Origin of the sequence: Treponema sp. OMZ 805, assembly GCF_050937395.1 — a bacterium.
Taxonomy (GTDB): domain Bacteria; phylum Spirochaetota; class Spirochaetia; order Treponematales; family Treponemataceae; genus Treponema.
The window spans coordinates 182,133-208,451 of sequence record NZ_JACCLP010000002.1 but is presented as its reverse complement, the minus strand read 5'-3'; the positions used below and the strand labels follow the sequence as shown (position 1 = coordinate 208,451).

The window sequence follows — 26,319 nt, the reverse complement described above, 5'->3', positions numbered from 1 at the left end:
GACATACTTTCATTCGATAGGAGAAAAGATGAAAAAGACAAAGATTGTCTGTACTATCGGTCCCGCTTCCGACTCGGAAGAAATACTGCGTGAATTATTTAAGGCAGGGCTCAACGTATGCCGCCTTAATTTTTCGCACGGTACGCATGAAGAGCACCAGATCCGTATCGACCGTATCAAGAAGATTCGACAGGAACTCAACTTGCCGATTGCGATTATGCTGGACACCAAGGGGCCGGAAATACGGCTGAAAAACTTCGGCGTTAATTCCGTACAGCTGAGCAAGGGACAGCAATTTACGCTTACCGTACGCGATGTTGTCGGCGATGAAAAAATATGCAGCGTAACCTATAAGAACCTTGCGCAGGAAGTACAGCCTAATAATCGCATCCTTATAGATGACGGCTTAATCGAACTGAAGGTCGAGCGGATCGATAACGGCGCCGATATTATCTGTACCGTCATGAGCGACGGCCCCGTATCGAATCATAAGGGCATCAATATTCCCGGAGCAAAAATCAATCTTCCCTTCCTGAGCGAGCAGGATATTTCCGACTTAAAGTTCGGCGCTCAAAACGAGGTTGATTTTGTAGCGGCCTCATTTACCCGCGGCCCTGCGGATATCTTAAGCATCCGCAAGGTCTTGGAGGAAGCAAATGGGAACAATATCCACATTATTGCGAAAATCGAAAACCAAGAAGGCGTCGACTCCATCGACAAAATTATTGAAGTTTCCGACGGTATCATGGTTGCTCGCGGCGATTTAGGTATCGAAATTCCGCCGGAAGAAATTCCGCTCGTGCAAAAGATGATTATCCGTAAAACGTTGCGGGCAAGTAAACCGGCAATTACGGCAACCCAAATGCTTGAGTCGATGACGCATAATCCTCGCCCGACGCGGGCGGAGGTTACCGATGTTGCAAACGCCATCTTTGACGGAACGAGCGCCATTATGCTTTCAGGAGAAACGGCTGCGGGAAAATATCCGGTAGAAACCGTTAAGATGATGCACCGCATTGCCGTTACAACCGAAAATTCGTTAAACTACGACAAGATTATGGGGGCGGTTGCCCGGGAGCATTCTTTGACCATTACGAATGCCATCGCACACGCAACCTGTTCTATGGCGTTGGAAATGAATGCACAGGTTATCGTTACCGCGACCTCTTCGGGAGAAACGCCGCGGGCACTTTCAAAATACAAGCCCAAGGCGCCGATTGTTGCCGTAACACCGTCCGAAGCAACAGCGCGGCGGCTGTCACTCAACTGGGGAGTATATCCGATTGTAACATCCTATTTTAAATCGACCGACGAAATGTTCGAGCAGTGCATCAACGTCGCAAAAGAGAATGGATTCGTACAAGAGGGCGAACTTGCCGTACTGACCGCCGGAGTTCCGATCGGACTGGTCGGTTCGACAAACTTGTTGAAGGTTGAAACCGTCGGAAAGATCCTGCTGAAGGGTAAGGGCACCGGCGTTGAATCGGTTGTAACCGGCCGAGTAAAGGTTATCCGCACCGAGCAAGACTTGCTGACCGACTTTGCGGATGGAGACATTATCGTAACCCAAGCAACCAACGATTTAATGAATTCCTTTATCGAGCGGGCAGGCGCCGTCATTACCGAAAACGGAAACTTGAGCGGACATGCCGCCCTGATGGGAATGAACCTTTCGAAGCCGACCATCGTCGGAGCCGCCGAAGCAACGACCGTATTAAAAACAGGCGATATTATCACGCTGAACGGAAAAACCGGTGTCGTGATAAAAGGAACTGCTGCGCTTTATTAAATCGGTTTCGATGCAGAGACACGGTATACCGGCTTCTTCATCGTACGTTCCACAAAGTATCCTTCCGTGTCCGTATAGGTTGCTGAACTTCAGATTGACGCCGATAACGCCGTCCGCTTTAAATTCGGAAGCGAGACGCTTAATATCTTCAATCCGCTCTTTGTTCGGGGTAAAACGCGCACAGTTGATGTGTCCAAGATAGCGCTTGCTTAAATCTTTGACCATGCCGTCAAGGGTATTGCTTGCTTCGTCGGCATCAATGAACAGGAAAATGCATCAGATTTTTGGCCAGCATTTCCGCACTGCTTCTTTAAAGCGAAGGCCGCGGTCGAACTCGTTTTTAAACATGCCGAAGCTCGTAGCGCCGGGGGAAAATACGACGATTGCTTGTTCTGCAGCAGTCGTGTTTTGCAGTGTCGGTTCATAGTCTCGGCGGATTACTTCAAGCAAGGTAGAAAGGTCTTGAAAGGGGCCAAAGTACGGGGTGTGCTGAGCTTGCAGTAGCGGTGTCAATTTATCGGTTCCTGTGCCGGCAAGTAAAAACAATGCTTTTGCCTTTTTAAGCTCCGGCGCAAGAGTGGTAAAGTCAAGCTTTTTATCGGTTCCGCCGGTGATGAGGATAACCGGCTTTTCAAAAGCGTTCACTGCTGCCGCTGCCGCTTCGGGAATTGTTGCTGCGGAATCGTTATAGAATTTGAATTGTTCCGTTTCGTAAAAAAATTCAAGCCGATGGGGAATACCGCCATAGTTTTGCATAACGGACGGGATCTGTTGCAGATCGGCGCCGTATAACGCAAGGGCAAGCGAGGCAGCCATAACATTTTGTTTGAGCGCTGCGCCGGGAACGGTAATCCGTGAAGGGAGCAGCAGGCGGTCTTCGTCCGGCGCCAGCCGTATCCGAGCAGAGCCGTCGGGGGCTATCCATGCGCCGAGTAGATGCGGCGGCAGCGGATGTGCGCTGTACCAAAAGACTTGCCCAGCTGTTTCTTGCGCAAAGGTCTTTCCCCAGCCGTCATCGTAATTGCAGATTGTGTAATCGGTGTTATCCTGATTGCGGTAGATGATTTTTTTGTCGGCTACATAGCGTTCCATCGAGCCGTACCAGTTTTGATGATCGGGCATAATATGGGTAATAATCGCTATTTTCGGTTTTAACTGCGGGCTTTGCGCAAGGTCGCTGAGCTGCCAACTGGAAAGCTCCAGCACAACCGGTGTGTCGGCTCGTGTTTCGGTTAAGAAGGTGAGCGGACTCACCGTGATGTTGCCGCCGAGGAATACCCGTATGCCGCATTGCTGCAGCCCATAATACAGCGCACTGACGGTTGAGGATTTTCCTTTACTGCCGGTTACGGCAAGCACCGGCGCGGAACTCAGCTGTAAAAAAATTGAAATATCGGTTTCGATACAGCGCGCAGCTGCAAGATACGGATTTCCTTCCGATTTTACGCCGGGGTTTTTAATCACCATATCCGCCGTACGGAAATCTTCAATATTGTGACCGCCGAGCGCAAAACGTACATTGGGATAGCGCCGCAACTCCGCAACCGAGGGAGCAAGCTCCTCTTCGGTTTTCATATCGGTTACGATAACCTCTTTTGCGCCGTGTTCCGCAAAAAAACGAGCCGAAGCAAGCCCTCCGCCGTTTAATCCGAGTCCCATAATCGTTACCGAAAGCCCTGCAATATCGTTTAAATTCCGTATCATCATTCAACGATAGTATCAAAAAACAAGCGTTTAGAAAAGAATAGCGAAGAGGCGTCTCTAGGGCGCTGCGCTGCAATTACTTTACCTTGACTATTATACCCTGTAAAGTTAAAATGTTAATATGAAAGATACATTGATAGATAGTGCCGTCCGCAAGATTCCGGATTTTCCTAAGAAGGGAATTTTGTTTTATGATATTACGGGGCTTCTGATAAATCCTGAAGCGTTTCACTATTGCTTGGATAAGCTTACGGGCTTTTATAAGGATGAAAAAATCGATGCGGTTGCAGCGATCGAATCGCGCGGTTTTATTTTTGCGGCTCCCTTTGCCGATAGGCTCGGTATTCCGCTGATTCTCATTAGAAAAAAAGGAAAGCTGCCGGGTGAAACCTATTCCTGTTCTTATGACCTCGAATACGGGCAAGCAACGATCGAAGTTCACACCTCCGATATACAAAAAGGCCAGCGGATATTGTTGCTCGACGATTTGATTGCAACCGGCGGCACGCTGAATGCGGCGCGGAAAATGCTGAATCAGGGCGGCGCCGAGGTGGTTGGTTTTTGCGGCCTTATCGGATTGCCGTTTTTGCACTATGACAAACTTCTCGGTGATTTACCGATTAAAACACTGATCGAATACGACAGCGAATAGGGATAAGATTTTAAAATGATTACATTAATTAAAGATATACTGACACAAAAACCGGACGGGCAGGAGGTCGCTGTCTACGGATGGGTGCGTACCAAACGCGAAACAAAGAACCTTATTTTTATTCAGGTAAACGACGGTTCATGCTTTGCCTCGATTCAGCTTACCTTTGACCGCGATAAGGGGATCGATGCGCAAACCGAAAAAGAATTAAGCAGGATTACGACCGGCGCTTCCATTAAAGCGGTCGGAGCATTGATCGAATCTCCCGCATCGGGACAGGCCGTAGAGGTTGCCGCAAAAACGATTTTTGTGTACGGCGAGGCTTCCGGCGAAACCTATCCGTTGCAAAAAAAACGGCATACGTTTGAGTTTTTACGCGACATAGCTCACTTACGCGCCCGTACCAATACGTTCGGAGCGGTTGCCCGTGTGCGGAATCAAATGGCTTTTGCCGTACACAACTTCTTTCAAGAGCACGGATTCCAGTACGTGCATACGCCGCTGATTACCGCCTCCGATTGCGAAGGCGCCGGCGAGATGTTTCAGGTAACCACGCTTAATATGCAGGAGATTATCCGCAAGGCTTTAAAAGATAAAGTTGATCCTGCCACTTTCGCGGTTGATTACAAACAGGACTTCTTTGAACGGGAAGCCTATCTGACGGTTTCCGGTCAGCTTGAGATAGAAACGTATGCAACGGCGCTTTCACGGGTCTATACCTTCGGGCCGACCTTCCGCGCAGAAAACTCAAACACGACGCGGCACCTCTCCGAATTTTGGATGATAGAACCGGAGATGTCGTTTTTCCGGCTTGAGGACAACATGGATTTAGCGGAGAAATTTGTTGTCTACCTTCTCAAATGGGCATTAACCCATTGCAGAGCCGACCTTGAGTTTTTTAACGCGCAGATTAAGCCGGGGCTTATCGAAACGCTGGAACACGTCGTACAGTCCAAGTTTACCCGTATCACCTATACCGATGCGGTGAAAGAACTTGAAAAACACGCTTCCGAGTTTGAGTTTAAACCGTTCTGGGGTTGTGATCTTCAAAGCGAGCACGAAAAATATTTAACCGAGCAGGTCTTTAAAGGTCCCGTTATCGTAACGGATTATCCTAAGGAAATAAAAGCCTTCTATATGAAGCAAAATGATGACGGTAAAACGGTACGGGCGATGGATGTGCTGGTGCCGGGACTGGGAGAGATTATTGGCGGTTCCGAACGGGAAGACAACCTTGCTGCGCTGGAAACCCGTATGACCGATCTCGGCCTTGATGTCAAAAACTATTGGTGGTATTTGGATTTGCGCCGCTACGGAACCGTACCGCATTCGGGATTCGGGCTCGGATTTGACCGGCTGCTCCTCTATGTCACCGGTATGGCGAATATCCGCGATGTTATTCCGTATCCGCGGACTCCAAAATCTGCGGAATTTTAACCGCAGCAACACAGTGGATTGTACCGCAATGCAGCGTACCGCTACGCGCGCACTGCGCAAGTTGTTCTTATATGGGTCGTACTTGTTCGTGACGCACTTACACGTTCCGACCATAAGACCGGCAGTATGAGTAATCGTTCTTGGAATACCGAGGCGCTCGTGCTGTCGGTTTCTTCTTTTAGCAGCGACCATCGGAACGTGTCGCTTCTTGTGCCGCAGGAACATGGGTGCACGATTGTACCGGCGACCCTTTTCGGCGGCGCACGGAGTAAACTGCGGGGGATGGTTTCTACCTATCAGAGCGGGCAAGTCTGGCTCTATTCAAACCCGATAAAAAATTCAAACAAAATTACCGATTTTTCAGTGAGCGCCTACCGGATGGAGCTGCGCGAAAGTTTAGCCCGCAGTTGGTGCGCCGCCGTGTGCAGCGAAATCACGATAAAAACCTGCGGCACGGTGAACTGGCAGCTGGTGAACGCTTTTTTGGACGGGCTGTGCGTGTCCGACGATGCAGGATGCGAGCGGGGGCTCTTGCGCTTTTTATGGCGGCTATTGCAGACCGCAGGCGTTGCCCCCGATATATTCCACTGCGGCACGTGCGGCGTCGAGATTGCACGTCGCACCGGGGGTGTAACCGGCAGCGCGGAAATTGTAAGCGTCGGTGCGGGGAGCGGCAGGACTGTAACCAATGCTGCGGGGTGGGAGAGCGGCAGCGCCGAGATTGCAGCCGACGCTGAAATTGCGGCAAACGCCGCGTCCTGCCCGGCGGAAACGTGCTGCGCTGTATATAGCCCCGCAGAGGATGAGTGCTTTTGCAGCTCCTGCCGTCGGTTCGATGCCCATACGTTTCCGCTTTCAGCAGAGGCTTTCAGGTATCTGTATGCCGTAACGGAAAAAGCTCCCGGCTATTCACGGCACTTGCCGCTCAGCCCCGCCGCTTATGGGGAGCTCAAGCGGTTCCTCTTTTTCTTAACCGAAAAGATGGCAGGAGCGCCGCTTAAAACCTTTCAGATGAGGTATGTGTAATTATCAACATTGTGCTTTCCTTGCTTATACTATGGAGCATCTCTAAAAAGTCGGTTAGATTCTTAGAGATGCCCGACGAGTTTAAAATTAGTCCTATCAAAGAAGTATCATCATTTTTAATTTTCTGCTATAATGGGGGTTATGAAACCGATCAATGAAGTTCGCACTTCATGCCTGAACACCCGCTCATCATCGAAAAAGAATGCGTATATTCTCTGCGTCGGAATTGCCGAAATCATGGACTGGGCATCTGCAAAAAACTCAAGTTTTTAGAGGTCCCATTGTTGAGTTCATTTAAACTGATAAAAGGATAACTGGGAATATGGCGCTTATAGATTGCCCCAATGGGACTGATTTTGAATTCGGTGTGTTAATACAAAAGAAAGATATTTTTATTTTAGAAAGCGGACAGCTGCCGATCGGTAGCGAAGTTTCCCAAGCTCTTAAAACATATCGTAATGAAGATATTATCAGCCTTTACGGTGAAAGGATATACCGTACCTTTGCAGCGGCCTTATCGCCTGATGCAGCGGAACCGGAAGGCTTTAAACGGATACCGTACCGGAATTTATTTATAACGGAACCTGTCGAGTATGCCTCGATTGTTGCCCGTGCAGCTCTTTTGCTCGATTGGCTGCAGCATACTAAGTATTGTGCTTCATGCGGCAGTCGGCTGTATTTAAGCGTAACCGAAACAGCATTGGAATGCCCGCAATGCAGCAGAATATTTTATCCTGTGCTTGCGCCGTGCATTATTGTGCTCATCAGTAAGGGGGAACATATCCTTTTAGCACGGCATGTACAGCACATCTCCGACCTTTATACGTGCATTGCGGGCTTTATCGAAGCCGGTGAAACGGCAGAGGAAGCCGTTATCCGTGAAGTCCGTGAAGAAGTCGGCTTAACGGTTAAGAACATCCGGTACCGTGGAAGCCAAGGCTGGCCGTATCCTAATCAGCTGATGCTTGCCTTCCGCGCCGAATATGTTTCGGGAGATATTACCGTACAAAAAGAAGAGTTATCGGAGGCCGCATGGTTTACGCGCGATGCGTTGCCCCCGATACCGCTCCCCGGCTCCGCCGCTCATCGGCTTATCTGTGGCGACTGGTATTAGCCCTGATGTACACTGTTCACCAGCGGCACGGATGCCGCTGGTTCCATGCAGAAGCGAGTTTGTCCTGCAAACTCGTCGTTGAACAGCGTACACGGACGTACGCTGTTCAACGACGGCACGACTTACGGCTCTTTTTCAACTTTAAACCGGATATCGAATAATAACGTATCTGTCGGGTTTCCCTTCCGGTAGAGTGTAAAAGATTGCAATGGGCTTGCTTTAAACTCGCTGACTGCACGGCTCTTCTGCAGTGGATTGTTCCCTTGTTTATCGCTTACAAAAATATTCTCCACGCCACTGATGTCTCCTTTTATATCGAAGGCAAGCTGAACAACAGAAGATTCGTTCGGTACAATAATAGTGTCCGTCTGCGCTTGAGGTTGTGCATCCTTCATATATGTAAATGTTAATTTTGGTTTCGTATTATTGTCGTAGTTAAAGATCGTTTTCCGCAGCTTATCTTTATCAAGCGGCTGCATACCGATAGTACCGGTAACATCTATAGTGTTATGTCCGGTGTATTTTATCTTTTCCACCGTTGCGGTTACCTTGTATCCTTTTGCAGGAATTTCCGTACGTTCGACGGTCTTGTATTTTTCGCTATATTTGATATACGCAGTCGCATTGTCATCTAAGAACCGTAATTGATACTTAATAATCTGCCCCGGATTCTTTGAGGAAAAACCTTCTTTTACAATATACTTTTGGAACTGCTTCAGATCGGTTACTGCCTCGCTGCCGCCTCCGATAATATTGATTGTAATGGTTGTTCCCTTTTCCAGCTTTTTGATTGCCAAATCAATATCGGCTTCGGCATGGTTTGTTGTTGTAACTTTAAATACCGCGTCAAGATTTGCCTTGAGCTCAGACTTCTTTTGATCGGATTCGATGGTAAGGTAGGCGATGCGTCCGTAAGAAACCGACGATACATACACCGGCATTGTGTTTCCAACCTTGTCGCGCGGTATATTGACCATAAGCGGTGCCGCTTCTTGATTCACATCGACGGTGTAAAATGTTTCGACGAATTTGATAAGACGCCGCTCCTTCTGTTCTCCATCCTTGAATTTAAAACCTGCTGCAATTTTACTTTTAATCCCTGCTGCACCAAAACCTACTCCTATTTTAAGCTGTGCTTCAAGGCTTTTCTCATTGGTAATTTCCATCTCTTCATAGCTTAAATTGGCTGAGGCATGGTAAGTAATACTTTGACTGAGGATTCGATTGCGCAGATCTCTATATGATGCCAAATCCGGAAAAATTTCGCCTGAAGTAATTCCCGATTTTCCACCTTTATCTTTTACACCTTGCAAATCGAAAGATATTATCGCTTTCCGTTTATTGCCTTCGGTAATTTCTTGATAACTATCTTTGTCAAGATTATCACCGCGCAAGACTGACCCGGGATAAATGGAGTTCTGGGAAGGATCGAGCAAGAGCGTGTTATCAAAAGCTGCCGAAAGATCGTGTTCTACTTCTTTTTCGATGTATTTGACTACCTGCCCGTGAGCATTGAGTTGCGGTTCCGTTTCTCTAATTTGCTGTCCTTGGAAAATCAGCTCACGCAATCGCTGCGGTGAACGTGCAAGGCTTTCGGGAAGCTCAAGCCCTTTATAGGTAATTTCTCCCTGCTGGTTGTTAGGCTTATCCTGTTTGGGTGAAGAAGGGTTTATAGGCTTTTCTTGTTTTGTTTCTTTCAGCAGCGGTTTTGTCGGTTGTTGACACCCTGCTATGCCTATTACTGCAAGCCAGATCAACAATACAGCACGGTGTTTGATACGTGTTGTGGACTTTGCCCATTCTTGTTGTTGCATAGAAACCTCCTTGCGGTTGATGCTGCCTGTCTTATAAAGCACGCGCCGCAAAATGGCTTGAAATTCGGGGCAAAAAATGAAAATTTTTATAAAAAATATGATATCAAGGAAAATCAACAACCCCGACGCAGAGCGCCGGGGTATGAAACCCGCACGAATCAATCATAAAAATAGCCGAGCTAATACTGAAATACCGATAACATTGATTACCGTGATAATCAGCGTAAGCTCTATGACAAACCGTTTTTTAAACAAAGAAAACAGCATAAACAGGTTTTTTATATCCATCATCGGGCCGTATACTAAAAAGCCGAGGATTGAACCTAAGGAGAATCTATCTAAAAAACTGCGGGCGATAAAGGCATCGGAGGTGGAGCAGGCGGAAAATACAAAGGCGAAAAGCATCATTAGCAGAAGCGAACCTACCGCGCTGCTGCTTGTTATGCTGAACAATTCCTGCGGGACTGCTGCGCGTATTATGGCGGTGATAAACGCACCGAGAATTAAAAAGGGGCCTGTGGTAAAAAATTCCGAACAGGTGTGCATCAGCAGCGTGTATGTTTTGGATTGCAGCCATTGCATCCTGCTTTCTGCAGTGGGTTTGCCGGAGTTGTCCGATTGAAGCTCATTGTGTACGTTTTGAGGAGCCGTTCTGCCTGTCGCAAGCCGAAACGCTGTGTCTACGCCGACAAGGGTGTGTGGTTGAGCTGCCTGTTCCATATCAAAATCTTCCTTTAAGTATTTTTCTTCGGGATAAAACAACAGTAGAAGCCCAATCGTACCTGCAACTAGCAAGCCGAAGCATAGCCGATAGACTGCTACGGACGGCTGTTGTGGGAAAGCGTACAGCGTCGAGACAATCGAAATAGGGTTGACGATGGGGGAAGCAAGCATAAAGGTAACCGCGATGGGCATTGCAATGCCTTTTTTAATCAGGCTGCGCATCAGCGGAACGGCAGCGCATTCGCAAACGGGGAACAGAGCTCCGGCAAAGAGCGCTGTTAAAAAGCCAAGTCCGTATCTTTTAGGAAAAACCTTGATAAGAATCCGGTCGGGAACAAAAGCGTACAGCGCTGAGGATAAAAGTGCCCCCACCAGCATGAATGGCACAGCCTGCAGCACGATGCCGGTAAAAACGGTATGTATGGTAGAAAAAAAAGCCGTCATATAAAGACCTTCTACACTCCGTAATAATACAGGCAGGTGTCGAGGTTACCGCTTTTTAACGGACGCTTTTTGAGCGTAATACCTGTACGCAGGAATATATCTGCAAAAGCCGGTTTGTCAGTAATAAAACCTAAGCGCCAGTTGTCAAACTCGTGCGGAATGGACGTCATTTTTTCGTAGAGCGCAGTTGCTTCCTGTTCATCGCCGAGGCGGTCTCCGTACGGCGGATTGGAAAGGAGCGCACCTTCGGGATACGGCGCAGCAAGTTCGCTAAAATCAGCCTGTATAAATTCGGGACGCGGGATACGGTTATCTTTTCCAATCCGCTGCAGCGCTTTACCGGCCAGCATACAGGCGCGCTCGGCATTGGTTTGTGCAAGCCGCACCGCCTCAGGATCGTTGTCTGAACCGCTTACCCGTACCAAGCAATCCGTGCGGATATTGAGCGCGCCGCGTCGGCGTTCTTCTTCAATAAGCTGCCGGTCTTTTTTAGACGAATAGCAGGCAAAGGTTTCAAAGGCAAAGCTGCGGCCGATCCCGGGCGGAATATTGTAGGCATACAATGCCGCTTCTATCGGGATGGTACCCGAACCGCAAAAAGCATCGTGCAGCGGCAACTTCCGTTTCCATTGCATACACTGCAACAAAACAGCCGCCAGCGTTTCCCTCATCGGTGCGGCGCCTCCGCTTAAGCGGTATCCCCGCCGGTGCAGCGGTTCTCCTGAAAGGTCAAGCAGCAGATACACGCGGTTATGTTCTATATATATGCGTATGCTGTATTCTCTCCCCGTTTCGGGTAATACATCCATCTTCCATGCAGAACAGAGCGCGGTACAGACCGCCTTATGGACAGCCCGCTGCACGGCATGTTCGGAGGCGAGTTTACTCTTAAAGGTTCTCACCTTGTCTACCGTTATCTTGGAATCCTTGGAAAAAAAACGCTGCCAATCTACTGCGGCAACGGTGTCATACAGTGTATCAAAGTTGTCAGCTGCAAATTCTTTTAGAACGAAATAGAGCCTGTCCGCAGTGCGGAGATAAAAGTTTGCACGCATGATGCTTACAACTTCCGGCTCCTTCAGTGTAGAGGTAAAAAAAACACGCCCCGGCAATCGATTGACCGGTTTAAAGTCTAACAGTTTTAATTCATTTGAAAGGATCGGCTCAGCGCCGACTGCGCAAAGCGCTAAAAATTCAAGCATAAAAGGACTATACTCATTTTTATCGATTTATACAATTAACTGAGGGTAAAATCCCTACGGCGCTTTTGTGGGGAAGAATACTTAATTCCTCATCGGTTTATCCGGTGAGGAATTTCTCATTCAGGCTGTGAATTAAGGGGGCGAATGCAGAAAGCAAAGAGCCGGTAAGTGAATGCTTATCGGCTCTGTTTTGTGTCTACAGGGGTCGCGGGTAGTTTAGTTTTTTTGCCGACATTAAAACAGTTTTAAAAATGCCTCCTCGGTGATAATTGCAGTGCCGAGTTCCTGCGCTTTCTTGTTTTTTGACGAACCGGAATCGGGGGTATTGGTTACGAGGTACGTAAGTCCCTTGGTTACCGAAGATTTTACCGTTCCGCCTTTTGCTTGAACCATCGCTTCAGCTTCTTTCCTTTTAAGTGTGTTCAACTCTCCGGTAAAGCAAAAACTTTTTCCTGCAAGCGGCAGATTCCCTTGAGTTGCGGCAGCAGGTGTTTGAATAACGATAGTCCCCGAACCGGTAAGGCGCAGCATCTCTTCCTTTGCATCGCGGAGGCCGAGCGTAAGCGTATGGGCAAGGATGCTGCCGAATTGGTACACGGCGGCAAAATCTTCTTCCGAAGCTGCAAGCAGTTTTTCGAGGGTGTCAAAGCCCGCATCAACCAGTTTTTCTACCATCGTGCGGCCGATGCCTTCGATATCGAAACCGGCAATAAAGACCGGCAATGGGATATCCCGTTTGGCGTGCAGTGCGCGGTATACTTTTTCCGCAGACTTTTTTCCCATGCGTTCGAGGGCTGCGAGTTCCTCAACAGTCAGCGTATATAAATCGGAAATAGAGCGAAGGCGCTGTGCGTCAAAAAGCTGTTTGAGGAGCACCGTCCCAAAGTCCTGAATATCAAGGGTGTTGATCCATTTTTCTATCCGGTGATGAATGAGCTTAGGGCACGCCGGATTAGGGCAATACAGGCGGGTACCTTCGTCACGGAGCGCAGCGCCGCAGCTCGTACATCGGCACGGCTGTTCGATGGGCACACTTGATGCAGGATTTTCGATAAGCGCTTCTATCTTGGGGATAATCTCTCCCCGTTTGGTTACCAGCACTCTGCTGCCGATCTTGAGGTTCAGCTCCGTAATCATGTTCGGATTGCAGAGGTTTGCCCGCTTGACGGTTGTACCCGCCAGCTGTACCGGATCGATAAGCGCGATGGGGGTATAGGTAGCGCCCGATTCGCTCCACTCGACGCTGCGCAGCGCAGTGACCGCTTCTTCAAGGCTAAACTTAAAGGCGATTTGTTTTTCCGGCCGCGCCCTGCTGAGGTCGGCAGTATCGATACGGTCGTTTTTAATAACAAGACCGTCGATGTCGTAGGGAATAGTGCTGCGAATATCCATAACATGGGCGCGGTAGTCGATAACCTCCCTGACGCCGACGCACCGCATAACCGGTACCTGTAAAAAGCCCTGCGTTTTAAGCCAGTTGAGCTTTTCGGTTTCCGTGGTGAAAGGCGCCGCTTCGGTAAAGGGCTTTCCGACTGTTCCCGCGGCAGCATCATAGCAAATAATTTCGAGGCGCTCGCTGCCACTGCCGTCCTTCCGCTTCATCAACCCGTTTGCTGCATTCCGGCAATTCTTTTTATCGGGGTAAAAATTGTGCAACACCTCTTTGGTCATCAGCACTTCGCCGCGGATGCCGCCGGAAAAGGGTGACGCTCCGTTAGGAGCGGAATCTCCTTTCATCTCAAGTACGACTCCCTGCATCTTTTTAACATTCGCAGTAATATCATCGCCGATTTTGCCGTCACCCCGTGTTACCGCACGAACAAGCCGCCCTTTTTCATATTGCAGCTCCATACTGGCGCCGTCCAGTTTGTATTGTACCAGAAAATCGGAAAACGGCATTTTCTCCGCCCATTTTTGGAAACTTTCGGGATCCGCCGCCTTGTCTTGGCTCCCCATCGGGATAATATGTTCCGCTTTTGGGAAACCGTCGGCGCTGTCCTTGGGTACCGTTGCAAATAAGGCATTCCGAGGGTCAAGGCTCCGCAGTTCGTCCCACAATAAATCAAAATCCGCATCCGAAATTTCCGGTTCTGCGTTATAGTATAAGTCCTGATGCTTTTTTATCAGCGCTTCAAGCTCTTGTATCCGTGTATTATTTGTCATACCCGAAAGGATACTATGGATATAACAAAAATACAACCAAGTCCTTTTGAAAATAGCGTGTCTGATGCGTTTGCCCTGAACAATTTCCCTTTACAGGACACATAAAAAATGATACTGTTTGTGTACCTTTCCGGTAAAAATGTTGTTGAAGGTCGTAGAAACTAATATGAAAAAACGGATAACTGTATATGCGGCGCTATGTATACTGTTTATTTTATTTTCTTCATGCCACCGCAATCATAAAATTGAATATATTGAAGATCCTTCTTGGGCGAAAGTTCAGGTAAAAGCCACATTGGTCATCGGTGTTTCCGATTTTGTTCCCATCCTCTCTTTTAGAAATGAAAAGAACGAAATAGTAGGGTATGACGTCGATATAATGACGGAATTATGCCGCCGCCTCGGTATTCATCCGATCTTTTACCCGATAGATTGGACGCAAAAAGAAATTCTTTTGAATACGGGAGTAATCGATTGCATTGCAAGCGGTTTTAGCCTTACGGAAGAACGTAAGCAGCATTACCGAATGTGTGCGCCATATCTTCAAAATGCTAAAATTGTTGTAACGCTTGCAAGCAAAGGATACCAAACATTGGATCAGTTAAGAGATAGAAGGATAGCAGTTGAGGTAGGCACAGGTGGCGATGAAGCATTATCGGATATGGAGATATTGAAAGATCATGTGAGCATTCAGCAATTGATCTCCATAGATCGCCTGTATGAAGCGCTCAATGCAGGTACCTGCGATGCCATCGTATTAGACCTTATTTACTCCTGCAACACGCTCGATCAAAGCCCGAACTACAGTATTATAAATGAAGCTATTTCTACCGAATATTACACGTTCGCTTTTAGGAAAACGGACGGTTCGCTGGTCGCTAAAATCGAATCCGTTTTGGTCGAAATGAATGAAGACGGCACTATTCCGGATTTTTCCCGAAAATGGTTCGGTTCTAATTTATCAGTATTGAATGTTCGATTTTAATAACGCTGAGGTAAAAATGAAGATAAAAAGTCTTTTCGGCATATTATTAGTATTTTCACTTTTTTCTTGTACCGGCAACCGGATAGAGAATAAAGGAATAAATGATACTTCATTGGCAAGGATTATTGTCAAAAATGAGCTTGTGGTTGGCGTCGATCCGTCAATTCCACCGCTCAGTTTTTATTCCAGCACAGGAGCAATTGCCGGATTCGAAGCGGATGTAGCTCAAGCTCTTGCCGATAAGCTTGGCGTAAAGCTGCGACTTGTACCTATTATAAGCATCGCAGATAGAATCGCAGCGCTCGAAAACAGAAAAATTAATTATATTGCAAGCGGTTTTATTAATAATGAGGCAAATGCAGAACGCTTTTTACTAAGTACACCGTATTTACGAGATGCGTTAGTGGTTGTTGTACTTCAAAGTATGGACGGCACAGTGCCATTCAGTCAATTTTCCGATTTACGGAATAAGCGGATCGGCATACTATCCGATGAGGGAATGTTCGAACTTGTAATGAAGTCTCCCCTTTATATTAATAACGGTCGTCGGCCATATCGTTATTCCCGACAAGAAAGTATGCTGCTTGCATTGGATTACGATCAGCTTGATGCGGTCGTCATGAACTTGCTGACATATTACAGTAAAATTACAATAGAAAAGAAAAAACTATATCAGGTAATTGGAGATCCGATTAGCATCAATACTTACAGCTATGCATTTAGAAAAGAAGACAGAGAATTAATGGAAACAATAAACGCTTTTCTTGCCGATATGGCACGGGACGGAACCCTGCTGGCAATATCCACAAAGTGGTTCGGAGCCGATGTTTCGATGGTTGGAAAATATTAACCCCGCCGCATAATCAGCAACCATGCCGCATAATAAAAAGATAAAATACAATACCGATAGCAGGAAACACGCTGAATAATAAAAAAAGCGCCGGATACCCTAAACATTCGATAACATACCCACCAACCATACTCCCTATTACGTAGGCAATGCCGTTTGCTGCAGTAAAAAAAGTCATAGCAGTAACTGTTTTACCGTAACTGTGCACAACACAGAGCAGTACACCCAATGGGTGGAATAAACCGAAGCTCAGCGAATGCAAGAGCTGCCCTACGACCGCACCGCTGATTCCGGGAATAAAAATATAACAGCAATTCCGTATAATCACGCTTAGTAAACAGACAGCAAGGAGCCGTTCTTTGCCGAAACGCCGGATAAGTTTTCCGGAGATAATAAGCAACGGTATTTCCGCCATTGCCGACAGCGCCCATAAACCGGCAGAAGCTTCCACTTTAATATATTCTTCAACATAGAGCGAAAAAAAACGCTGGCAGGGAACCAAGCCTAAAAAGGCCAGAAAGATCAATAATAAACATTCCCAAAACAGCTTAGGGAATGCAGCAAACGCAACTTTCTCCTTTACCGATTGTCCTTCGGTAGATTCTTTTAATGTGGCTTCTTCCGTTTTCATCGGGGTTCCCGTCTCGACAAGCAAAGAAGCATATAAATCAGGTACCCACCGGAGCGTTACCACAAACATGAGTGCAACTATGCTGACAGCCAAAATCATTGAAACAGGATTTTTCCCTGAAATAGAGGGATGCAGCTGTAAAAATAAATTCATACCGACAAAGCCGACAGAACCGAGCGCCCGAATTTTCCCATATTGAGCGTTATGTTGCCCCAGTGCCTTTGTTGTAAAACCGTCCAGTACCGGAACCATTCCCTTAAAACCTACAGCAAAAATACCGAGACAAAGCGCCGTAACAAAAAATGAATGAAAGCGGAGAATGGGCAGCAGTAATAGCGCAATATCGAATCCGAATATACACATTATCAACCCGTAGCGGCCGGTTTTATCAAGCTGCCGCGTAATAAAAAAAGGCGCACATACGCCTACTATTTCAATAATGCCGAGCAGAATACCGATTTGGGCAGTTGAAAAGCCGAGCGTTCTAAGCATAATCGGTAAATAGGTATTAATTATCGCATATAGTGAAAACAGCAAAAAGTACGGAACACCTCTACGCAATATCAGCGGCTGCTCCATCGATTTTTCCATAGGGTTTATACTCCTTATAACCGGATTGCGAATATGTTAGTCGTACGAATAATACAAATATGTGTATGTTTTGTCAAAAATTTCCCGCGAAAACATCGACCGATTATGCCGTATGCGCGCCGACTATAACGTATGGGGCAAGCATCCCGGATACAAGCATTACCGAAAAGACGAATAAAAAAAGCCTTGAAACGTACTGTTTCAAGGCTTTCCATACTACACAGCATTACCGATAGCAATCGATACCGGCAGTTGTAAACTACCAGCGGTAGTGAGCAAAGGCTTTGTTCGCTTCCGCCATACGGTGGGTATCTTCCTTCTTTTTGAAGGCGGTACCGGTATTGTTGTACGCATCGATAACCTCGGCAGCTAAACGCTCGGACATTGCATGACCGTTCCGGCTGCGGGCAGCGCCGATAATCCAGCGCATTCCGAGCGCCTCGCGGCGGGATTCGCGGATTTCGATCGGTACCTGATAGGTGGCGCCTCCAACGCGGCGTGATTTTACCTCGACAAGCGGCTTAACATTTTCAAGCGCTTTGGTAAATACGGTAAGCGGATCTTCGCCTGTCTTTGATTTAATTACATCAAAGCTGTCGTACAAAATAGCTGTCGTAACGGATTTTTTTCCGTCAAGCATCATGCGGGCAATAAACTTTGAAAGCACAACGCTGTTGTAGCGTGCATCCGGCGCAATCGGTCTATTGATAGTCTTCTTTTTCCGTCCCATAATAAACCTCTCCTTTACGCCTTAGGCTTCTTTGCGCCGTACTTTGAACGGCCGCGCTTACGATCGGCAACACCGAGCGTATCCTTTGTTCCACGAATGATATGATAGCGCACACCCGGTAAATCCTTAACACGGCCGCCGCGAATTAACACGACGGAGTGTTCCTGTAAGTTATGTCCGATACCCGGAATATAGGCAGTTACTTCGATACCGTTGCTCAAGCGCACACGGGCAACCTTCCGCAATGCGGAATTCGGTTTTTTCGGCGTAACCGTCATTACACGGGTGCATACACCGCGTTTCTGCGGGCATGACTGCAATGCAGGACTCTTGGTTCGCGAGACGACCGCTTTTCGACCCTGCTTTATCAATTGATTAATCGTAGGCATTTGCCCTAACTCCTTATATCTCTCCGCCAGCACTACGGATTAAGCTATAATCGGAATCGTTACAAATTCCTGTTCATAACGATCCCAAAGTATATACACTTATAATCTGAACATACAGACGCACTATTCTAGTGTACTATATACAGTCTGTCAATCCTCAAAATCTCCTGTAGGTTCGTCAAGAGAAGTTTCATCATAAGAAGTTTCGGCGGACTCCGTATTCTCGTAGCCGAGCTCGTCATCCGTATCAAAGTCTTCTTCATCCATCTCCGCTTGAGCTTCGGCAGCTTCCGCTTCTTCCAATTCGCGTCTGCGCCGTTCGAGTATTTCGTTGACCTGCTCATCCAAGTCGCTCATGTTCTTATCGAAGAGCTTAACCGATCGATACTGCGGCATACCGGTACCGGCAGGGATAAGATGTCCGATAATAACGTTTTCCTTTAAGCCGCGCAGCTCGTCGGTTTTACCGGCAATCGCAGCGTTCGTCAAGACCTTCGTCGTTTCTTGGAAGGAAGCCGCCGAAATGAACGAATCGATATTCAATGCAGCCTTGGTGATACCTTGGAACATCGGACGAGCGACAGCAGGTTGACCGCCTTCCGCAGTAACGCGCTTGTTCTCCGCATGGAACTGATACTTGTCAACCTGCTGACCGTAGATAAAGCGGGTATCGCCGACAGACATAACCTCAATTTTCCGCAGCATCTGGCGAACGATAACACCGATATGCTTATCGTTGATGGAAACGCCCTGCATCCGATAGACATCACGGATTTCATTCATCAAATAATTCTGAAGCGCATTTTCACCCAAAATTGCAAGAATATCATGCGGATCGAGGTTACCGTCGCACAGCCGTTCACCTGCTTCAACCGTATCGCCGTCTCGGACAAGCAATCGCTTGGACATCGGAACCAAGTGTTTATAATCCTTGCCGTAATGATCCTTCACGATAACAATCCGCTTACCTTTCAGCAAGCCTTTAAACGAAACGGTACCGGCGACCTGAGCAAGTACAGCAGGAGCTTTCGGACGGCGAGCTTCAAACAGTTCCGAAACACGGGGAAGACCACCGGTAATATCCTGCGTTCTCGCAGCAGCTTTTGCAAGTTTTGCGATAACAGTACCGGCCTTAATCTGCGTATCTTCTTCTACCATCAGCTGAGCGCCGTCCGGCAGATAATAGAAGCCGAGCGCATTACCGGATTCATCCGAGATAAAGACACGGGGCTGCAAAGTCATATCCGATTTCAACTCGGAAATATGGCGCTCAACCACGCCGGTTTCATCGTTCACATCTTCTTCGAGGGTTGAACCGGGGATAATATCCTCAAACCGGACAAACCCATCTTGCTCCGCAAGGATCGGTTCATTATACGGATCGAAGGTTGCAATAACCGAGCTGGCCGGTACGTAATCACCTTTTTTGACAACAACCGTCGAACCGTTTCTGATTTCGGTTTTTTGTTCGGAAGCCGTCAAATACAGTGTCGAACCGTTCAAATAGGCAAAAGCGCTCATCGGACTCTTCACAACCGTACCATCCGCAGCGGTATACAGCACATCGTCACGCAGAACACGAACGCCCGTTTCCACCGCAACGGAATCCCCTGCCGCAAGCCTATACTCCTCAAGAACTTTTTCAAACAGAAGCGTGCCGCGGCGGGTAAACAGCAGATTACCGTCATCAAGTGAGATTGATGTACCCAAAATATCTTTGATGATGACGGGGTATTTAAAGGTGATATGATTCTCTTCGGTTGTGCTGCTTGCCGTACCTCCAACATGGAAGGTACGCATCGTCAACTGAGTACCCGGCTGACCGATAGACTGTGCCGCAATAATACCGACCGCTTCACCGATTTCAACAATCTTATTGCGGGCAAGGTTGCGGCCGTAGCACTTCACGCAAACGCCGTGTTTGGACTCGCAGGTTAATACCGTGCGGAGCTTAACGGTCTGTACGCCCGCCTCTTCAATCTTCGCTGCAATCTCATCGGTGATATATTCGTTTACATCGATTAAGAGTTCATGCGAAATCGGGTGCTCTACCCGCTCGAGCGTATACTTACCGACAATCCGTTCGCTTAAAGATTCAATAACCTCATCTCCGGATTTTACCGCCGAGTATTCAATACCGTTGATGGTACCACAGTCTTCTTCATTGACAACAACATCCTGCGCAATATCGACCAGACGGCGCGTCAGATAACCGGCGTCTGCAGTCTTCAACGCGGTATCGGCAAGTCCCTTGCGGGCTCCGTTCGTAGAAATAAAGAATTCAATAACATTCAAACCTTCTTTGAAGTTTGAACGGATGGGCAATTCGATAATATCGCCGCTCGGTTTAGCCATAAGACCTCGCATACCGGCAAGCTGACGTATCTGGTTTCGGCTTCCTCGCGCACCGGAGGTAGCCATCATATAAATCGTGTTAAAGCCGTCCTGATCTTTCGCGAGCGTATCCATCATTATCGTGGTCAACTCTTCGTTTGTCTTTGACCACACCTCGACGACCCTGTTATACCGCTCTTCCTGCGTGATATGGCCGCCACGGTACTGATTATATATAGAAAGAACTTCGTTGTTTGCTTTTTCGAGCATAGTCGATTTTTCCTGAGGGATAATGATATCGTCCATACTCAAGGTTGCGCCGAAGAAAGTCGCATAGTAATAACCGACGGATTTAAGCTTATCCAGCATCTGAACGGTAATCCATGTTCCTTTTGTGCGGTACACAGTTTCGATCAGCTTGCGGATTTGCTTATCATCCAAAGCGGTATTGACAAACGGAACGCCTTCGGGCATCTCTTCATTAAAAACGATCCGTCCGGGTGTTGTTTCCACTTCTTCGCCGCGATAGTTAATCTTGATAAGTTCCTGCCAACCGATAGAACCTGCCTCTGCGGCCATCATAACCTCGGAAACCGAAGAATACCGGCGGACATGCTGTCCTTCCTTTAACGAACGCTGCTTGGTTAAATAGTACAACCCGAGAACCATATCCTGCGACGGATATACGATTGTCTTTCCGTTTGCAGGGTCGAGTAAGTTTCTGCTCGAAAGCATCAGCGTCCAACATTCCATCTGCGCCGCTTGTGTAAGCGGTACGTGGATAGCCATTTGGTCGCCGTCAAAGTCCGCATTGAACGGTTTACAAACAAGCGGATGCAACTTGATGGCTTTACCTTCGACAAGAACCGGCTCAAAAGCCTGAATACCAAGACGGTGCAGCGTCGGCGCACGGTTCAGCATAACGGGATGCTCGCTGATGACCTCGTCGAGAACGGCAAAAACCGGAGCGGCCTCCTGCTCAACCATGATTTTCGCTTTCTTGATATTGGAAACAATTTCTTTTTGAACGAGCTTTTTCATAATGAACGGCTTGAAAAGTTCCATCGCCATCTTGGTAGGCAAGCCGCACTGCCACAGTTTCAGTTCAGGACCGACAACGATAACCGAACGTCCCGAATAGTCAACGCGCTTACCAAGCAGGTTCTGACGGAAGCGTCCTTGCTTGCCTTTGAGCATATCGGAGATGGATTTAAGCGGGCGATTTGAAGAACCCTTAATAACGCGCTTCCGCTTCGAATTGTCGAACAGAGCATCCACCGCTTCTTGCAGCATCCGCTTTTCGTTGCGGATAATGATATCGGGCGCTTTAAGGCTCATCAAACGGGTCAAACGGCTATTCCGGTGAATAACGCGGCGATATAAATCGTTTAAATCCGAAGTCGCAAAGCGTCCACCGTCCAACTGCACCATCGGGCGCAAATCGGGCGGAATAACCGGAATAACGTCGAGGATCATCCATTCGGGCTTATTGTTTGACGTTCTAAAATGTTCGACAATCTCGATACGCTTTAAAAGCCGCTTATCGCTTTTTGCGCCCTTTTCGATCATCTTCATTCTGAGCTGAGCGGCAAGCTCATCCAGATTTAAATTGCTCAATAAGGTTTTAACGGCTTCCGCACCCATATTTGCAGTAAAGGCTCCGCCGTACCGCTCCTGAGCATCGCGGTATTCATCTTCGCTCAACAGCTGATTTTTCTTTAAATCGGTTCCACCCGGCTCAATAACAATGTACTTTTCGTAGTACAGTACCGAACGGAGCGCCGCAACCGGCAAGTCCAGCAAAAGTCCCATCCGGCTCGGTACCGAGCGATAGTACCAGATATGAGAAACGGGAGCCGCTAATTCGATATGTCCCATACGCTCGCGGCGTACCTTAAAGTGAGTAACTTCGACACCGCAACGGTCGCAAATAACACCCTTGTAGCGGATTGATTTAAACTTACCGCAATAGCATTCCCACTCTTTTGTAGTTCCGAAAATACGCTCGCAGAAAAGCCCGTCCCGCTCCGGCCGCAGGGTACGGTAGTTAATCGTTTCGGGTTTCTTCACTTCGCCGTACGACCACGCACGGATCGCTTCGGGCGAAGCTAATTTAATCATAATATTGTCGAAATCTTGTATATCTCTCATAGCCCATCCTTATCTCAATTAAAACTTGGAGCTGTTTTCGGTAATCAATTCTTCATCACGCTCAGTCAGCGGGATTTGCTTTCCTTTTTCATCGTAAATCGTGAAGTCCAGCGCCAAACCGCGCAATTCCTGTACCAATACGTTAAACGATTCGGGGATTCCGGCAGCGGTCGCAGCCTGTCCCTTTACGATGGATTCATATATTTTGGAACGTCCGTGCATATCGTCCGACTTAATAGTTAAAAGCTCCTGCAGCGTATTAGCTGCACCGTAAGCTTCGAGCGCCCACACTTCCATTTCTCCCAAGCGCTGACCGCCGAACTGGGCCTTACCGCCGAGCGGCTGCTGAGTTACCAGAGAATACGGACCGGTTGAACGGGCGTGCATCTTATCGTCAACAAGGTGCGCCAGCTTCATAAAGTAGATAACCCCGACAAATACGTCGTTTTGGAAGGGCATACCGGTTCGTCCGTCGCGCAGCTTCACCTTTGAGTTGGCGGGGATACCCGCTTCCACCAGTTTCTTTTCGATTTGCTCATTGGTCGGCGACTGGAATACGGGCGCTTCGTACCATTCGTCAAGGCGCAAGCCCGCGAGTCCGAGTTCCGACTCCAAAATCTGACCGATATTCATACGAGAAGGAACACCGAGCGGATTTAAGCAGATATCGAGCGGAGTACCGTCTTCCATATACGGCATATCTTCTTCCGGTAAAATGCGGGCAACAATACCCTTGTTTCCGTGGCGGCCTGCCATCTTATCGCCCTCGCGCAACTTGCGTTTTGTCGCGATGAGAACCTTGATAAATTCGTCAACACCCGGATTAAGATCATCACCCTGTGAGCGCTTCAATCGCTGTACATCGATAACTGTGCCTTCAACGCCGTGCGGTACGCGCAGCGATGAATCGCGAACATCCTTTGCCTTCTCACCGAATATTGAGTTGAGCAGCTTAAATTCCGGCGTCGTCTCCGACTCGTTTTTAGGCGTAATCTTTCCGATCAATATATCGCCGGAGCGGACTTGCGCACCGATGCGGATAATACCTTCCGCATCAAGGTTATCGAGGCTTTTTTCCGATTTATTGGGAATATCGCCGGTAATCCGCTCCGAACCGAGTTTGGTTTCACGGACTTCCGTCGTAAACTCTTTAATATGCACCGACGTAAACATATCGTCTTTCAGCACGCGACGGGAAATCAAAATAGCGTCTTCGTAGTTATACCCGTTCCACGGCACAAAGCCGACCAGAATATTGCGGCCGAGTGCAAGCTCCCCTTGATAGGTTGCAGGCCCGTCGGCAATGACATCCCCGACTTCTACATGCTGTCCGACGGCAACAATCGGCCGTTGATGGTAACAGGTATCCTGATTGGTACGCTGATATTTCAGCAGCGTATAGTCGCGTACTTTTGCCTCGTTTTCTTCCGACGCATCGGATTCGATGGAAATCTTCTCGGAGGAAACGAACGTAACCGTACCGCTCCGCTTTGCTTTGACTAACACCCCCGAATCATACGCACACTTGCCTTCCATACCGGTACCGACACGAGGCGGTTCGGGGAATACGAGCGGTACACCCTGCCGCTGCATGTTTGACCCCATGAGCGCACGGTTTGCATCGTCATGCTCAAGGAATGGAATGAGCGACGCGGAGACGGAGATAATCTGCTTGGGCGACACGTCCATATACTGTACTTCTTTGGAACTGCGCGTCGTGTAGTCTCCCTGATGGCGACATGCAATTTGTTCCGCCGTAATCGTGCCGTCGCTCTGCACTGCAGTGGACACCTGTGCAATGTAATATTTATCTTCGTCCATCGCCGAAAGGTATTCAACCTCACGGGTTGCAACACCGTTCACGACCTTGACATACGGCGCTTCCAAAAAGCCGTAGTCGTTGACATGCGCATAACTTGCCATCGACACGATAAGACCGATATTCGGACCTTCCGGCGTTTCAATCGGGCACATCCGACCGTAATGAGTGTAGTGAACGTCGCGGACTTCAAAACCGGCACGGTCACGGGAAAGACCGCCGGGACCTAATGCGTTTAGACGGCGCTTATGGGTAAGCTCCGCGAGTGGATTGACCTGATCCATAAACTGCGAAAGCTGACTTGCCCCGAAAAATTCTTTGATGGTTGCGACAATAGGCTTTATGGAAATAAGCTCTTGCGGCTTAATCGTTTCAATTTCTTTTGAACCCATCCGCTCGCGCGCAATCCGCTCCATACGGAGAAACGCGGTTTTGAGCGTATTGGTCATCAGCTCGCCGACTGAGCGAACACGTCTGTTTCCGAGATGGTCAATATCATCGATTGAAGCATCTCCAATGTAAACCTGAATAAGGTATTTCATCGTATTTACGATATCGTCGAGGATAAGCGTACATTCTTCAACGGGATGCTCGTAATCAAATTTTTTATTGAGTTTATACCGCCCAACACGTCCGAGATCATACCGGCGGGGAGAGAAAAACATCGAAGTTAAATCTTTTTCGGCAGCCTCTACCGTCATAGGATCACCGGGCTTTAAAGCGGCGTAAACGACAGACAGCGCCTCTTCCTTTGTAGGCTCTTGCCCCTTTGCAGCATCGGCAAAGCGGATTTCCTCCCGTTCAAAACAGTTGATAATTACAGGAGAATCAAGACTGCCCTCTTTTTTAAAATCGATAACGGTAATTTCAGTAATATGATTTTGCTGCAATTCATCAACAACGTGCGGATGAATCTTTTCACCGGCTTGATAGAGCGTCCGTTCCCCGGATTCATCTGCTACGGTTATCCGCTTGGCAAACACACGGCCTACCAGTTTATCGTATTCCGCTGTTCCTTCGGCAACCGGTAAGACTTCGGTTTTATAAAAAAAGTCGATAATCTGTTCACGGCTTTCATAGCCCAACGCCCGCAAAAACAGGGTTCCTAAGATACGCTTTTTCTTATCGAGCTTTGCATAAATCAGATCTTTTTTCTGATCGATTTCAAATTCAAGCCAGCTGCCACGATAGGGAATAATACGGCTTGAATAAACACCTTTGTCGTGAGAAAAGATAACGCCCGGGGAGCGGTGTATTTGAGATACGACAACACGCTCGGCACCGTTGATGATAAAGGTACCCCGCTCAGTCATCAAGGGAATATCGCCCATATAGATACTCTTGCGGCGGATTTCACCGGTTTGATTAAATACCAAGTCTATCTGAGCCTTTAACGGGATGGCATAGGTCAACCCCTTCTGCTTGCACTCATATTCGCTGAATTTAATGTCATTTTCATCAAGTGTATATGATTGATATTCCAGCGTCATATCGCCGTTTGGGCTTTCGATTGGGAAGGTCGTCCGAAACACATCCTCCAAACCGACTTCCTCCGAAGTATTTCCGCTCCGGTGTGTTCCGCGGCATAAAAATTTTTCATAAGATGCGAGCTGAATATCAATTAAATTAGGCAGCTCCATAAAATTTTGGATATTTTTTCCGATATATTGGCGATTAACCGTTTTCCGCACAGGCATCCCGTCTTCCCCCTTCTCTCGCCCAAGCAGCTTCGCGTCTCTATAAAAACTTAAAATAAGCACGCCATACTGCA

At 47.9% G+C, this 26,319-nt stretch carries 19 protein-coding genes; 8 read left to right on the top strand and 11 right to left on the bottom strand.

What is annotated here, in order from left to right:
• The first annotated feature begins 28 nt into the window (after positions 1-28).
• Positions 29-1,789 carry a pyruvate kinase gene (gene pyk, locus HGH47_RS02755; protein WP_212565412.1) on the top strand — a complete coding sequence of 587 codons (1,761 nt, stop codon included), beginning with the start codon at positions 29-31 and terminating at the stop codon, positions 1,787-1,789.
• Here pyk and HGH47_RS02750 read toward each other — a convergent pair.
• Positions 1,715-2,014: a 2-hydroxyacyl-CoA dehydratase gene (locus HGH47_RS02750; RefSeq protein ID WP_212565413.1), complete on the bottom strand. Its 300-nt coding sequence runs from the start codon at positions 2,012-2,014 to the stop codon at positions 1,715-1,717. The genes pyk and HGH47_RS02750 overlap by 75 nt on opposite strands.
• A gap of 51 nt (positions 2,015-2,065) precedes the next feature.
• Positions 2,066-3,496, bottom strand: a complete 1,431-nt coding sequence (gene murD / locus HGH47_RS02745) for a UDP-N-acetylmuramoyl-L-alanine--D-glutamate ligase (RefSeq protein ID WP_432910215.1) — start codon at positions 3,494-3,496, stop codon at positions 2,066-2,068.
• Between the two features lie 118 nt (positions 3,497-3,614).
• Here murD and HGH47_RS02740 point away from each other — a divergent pair, with 118 nt between their 5' ends.
• From HGH47_RS02740 to nudC, 5 genes are all read left to right on the top strand, one after another.
• On the top strand, positions 3,615-4,145 hold the full coding sequence (locus HGH47_RS02740) for an adenine phosphoribosyltransferase (protein WP_212565414.1): 531 nt from the start codon (positions 3,615-3,617) through the stop codon (positions 4,143-4,145).
• A 15-nt stretch (positions 4,146-4,160) separates the two neighbouring features.
• Positions 4,161-5,582, top strand: coding sequence for an asparagine--tRNA ligase (gene asnS, locus HGH47_RS02735; protein ID WP_212565415.1), 1,422 nt, complete (start codon positions 4,161-4,163; stop codon positions 5,580-5,582).
• A 126-nt stretch (positions 5,583-5,708) separates the two neighbouring features.
• Positions 5,709-6,608 (top strand): DNA repair protein RecO, encoded by a 900-nt coding sequence (gene recO / locus HGH47_RS02730; protein ID WP_212565416.1) that lies wholly within the window; start codon positions 5,709-5,711, stop codon positions 6,606-6,608.
• Positions 6,609-6,749: 141 nt separating this feature from the next.
• On the top strand, positions 6,750-6,881 hold the full coding sequence (locus tag HGH47_RS02725; RefSeq protein ID WP_256481848.1) for a hypothetical protein: 132 nt from the start codon (positions 6,750-6,752) through the stop codon (positions 6,879-6,881).
• Between the two features lie 49 nt (positions 6,882-6,930).
• Positions 6,931-7,722, top strand: a complete 792-nt coding sequence (gene nudC / locus HGH47_RS02720) for an NAD(+) diphosphatase (RefSeq protein WP_212565417.1) — start codon at positions 6,931-6,933, stop codon at positions 7,720-7,722.
• 122 nt (positions 7,723-7,844) lie between these two features.
• On the opposite strand, the gene HGH47_RS02715 is transcribed toward nudC, so the two are convergent.
• The 4 genes from HGH47_RS02715 to ligA all read right to left on the bottom strand — a co-directional run bounded on the left by HGH47_RS02715 (position 7,845) and on the right by ligA (position 14,068).
• Positions 7,845-9,536 (bottom strand): thiol-activated cytolysin family protein, encoded by a 1,692-nt coding sequence (locus HGH47_RS02715; protein ID WP_212565418.1) that lies wholly within the window; start codon positions 9,534-9,536, stop codon positions 7,845-7,847.
• Between the two features lie 162 nt (positions 9,537-9,698).
• On the bottom strand, positions 9,699-10,703 hold the full coding sequence (locus tag HGH47_RS02710) for a permease (RefSeq protein WP_432910208.1): 1,005 nt from the start codon (positions 10,701-10,703) through the stop codon (positions 9,699-9,701).
• Between the two features lie 11 nt (positions 10,704-10,714).
• Complete coding sequence (locus HGH47_RS02705) at positions 10,715-11,905, bottom strand: THUMP domain-containing class I SAM-dependent RNA methyltransferase (protein ID WP_212565420.1); 1,191 nt, start codon at positions 11,903-11,905, stop codon at positions 10,715-10,717.
• A 234-nt stretch (positions 11,906-12,139) separates the two neighbouring features.
• Positions 12,140-14,068, bottom strand: coding sequence for an NAD-dependent DNA ligase LigA (ligA, locus tag HGH47_RS02700; RefSeq protein WP_432910205.1), 1,929 nt, complete (start codon positions 14,066-14,068; stop codon positions 12,140-12,142).
• Between the two features lie 166 nt (positions 14,069-14,234).
• Here ligA and HGH47_RS02695 point away from each other — a divergent pair, with 166 nt between their 5' ends.
• Positions 14,235-15,053 (top strand): transporter substrate-binding domain-containing protein, encoded by an 819-nt coding sequence (locus HGH47_RS02695; protein ID WP_253675627.1) that lies wholly within the window; start codon positions 14,235-14,237, stop codon positions 15,051-15,053.
• A gap of 16 nt (positions 15,054-15,069) precedes the next feature.
• A complete protein-coding gene (locus HGH47_RS02690; protein WP_253675628.1) occupies positions 15,070-15,903 on the top strand; it encodes a substrate-binding periplasmic protein in 834 nt (277 codons plus the stop codon).
• Positions 15,904-15,916: 13 nt separating this feature from the next.
• On the opposite strand, the gene HGH47_RS02685 is transcribed toward HGH47_RS02690, so the two are convergent.
• The 5 genes from HGH47_RS02685 to rpoB form a co-directional block, all read right to left on the bottom strand.
• Positions 15,917-17,125 carry an MFS transporter gene (locus HGH47_RS02685; protein ID WP_212565423.1) on the bottom strand — a complete coding sequence of 403 codons (1,209 nt, stop codon included), beginning with the start codon at positions 17,123-17,125 and terminating at the stop codon, positions 15,917-15,919.
• Positions 17,126-17,384: 259 nt separating this feature from the next.
• Positions 17,385-17,855 carry a 30S ribosomal protein S7 gene (gene rpsG, locus HGH47_RS02680; RefSeq protein WP_044013319.1) on the bottom strand — a complete coding sequence of 157 codons (471 nt, stop codon included), beginning with the start codon at positions 17,853-17,855 and terminating at the stop codon, positions 17,385-17,387.
• 14 nt (positions 17,856-17,869) lie between these two features.
• A complete protein-coding gene (gene rpsL, locus HGH47_RS02675; RefSeq protein ID WP_016518396.1) occupies positions 17,870-18,244 on the bottom strand; it encodes a 30S ribosomal protein S12 in 375 nt (124 codons plus the stop codon).
• A gap of 150 nt (positions 18,245-18,394) precedes the next feature.
• The gene (gene rpoC / locus HGH47_RS02670) at positions 18,395-22,729 is read right to left on the bottom strand and encodes a DNA-directed RNA polymerase subunit beta' (protein WP_432910198.1); all 4,335 of its coding nucleotides are present in this window, start codon (positions 22,727-22,729) and stop codon (positions 18,395-18,397) included.
• A gap of 18 nt (positions 22,730-22,747) precedes the next feature.
• Positions 22,748-26,245, bottom strand: a complete 3,498-nt coding sequence (rpoB, locus tag HGH47_RS02665; RefSeq protein ID WP_432910195.1) for a DNA-directed RNA polymerase subunit beta — start codon at positions 26,243-26,245, stop codon at positions 22,748-22,750.
• Positions 26,246-26,319: the final 74 nt, after the last annotated feature.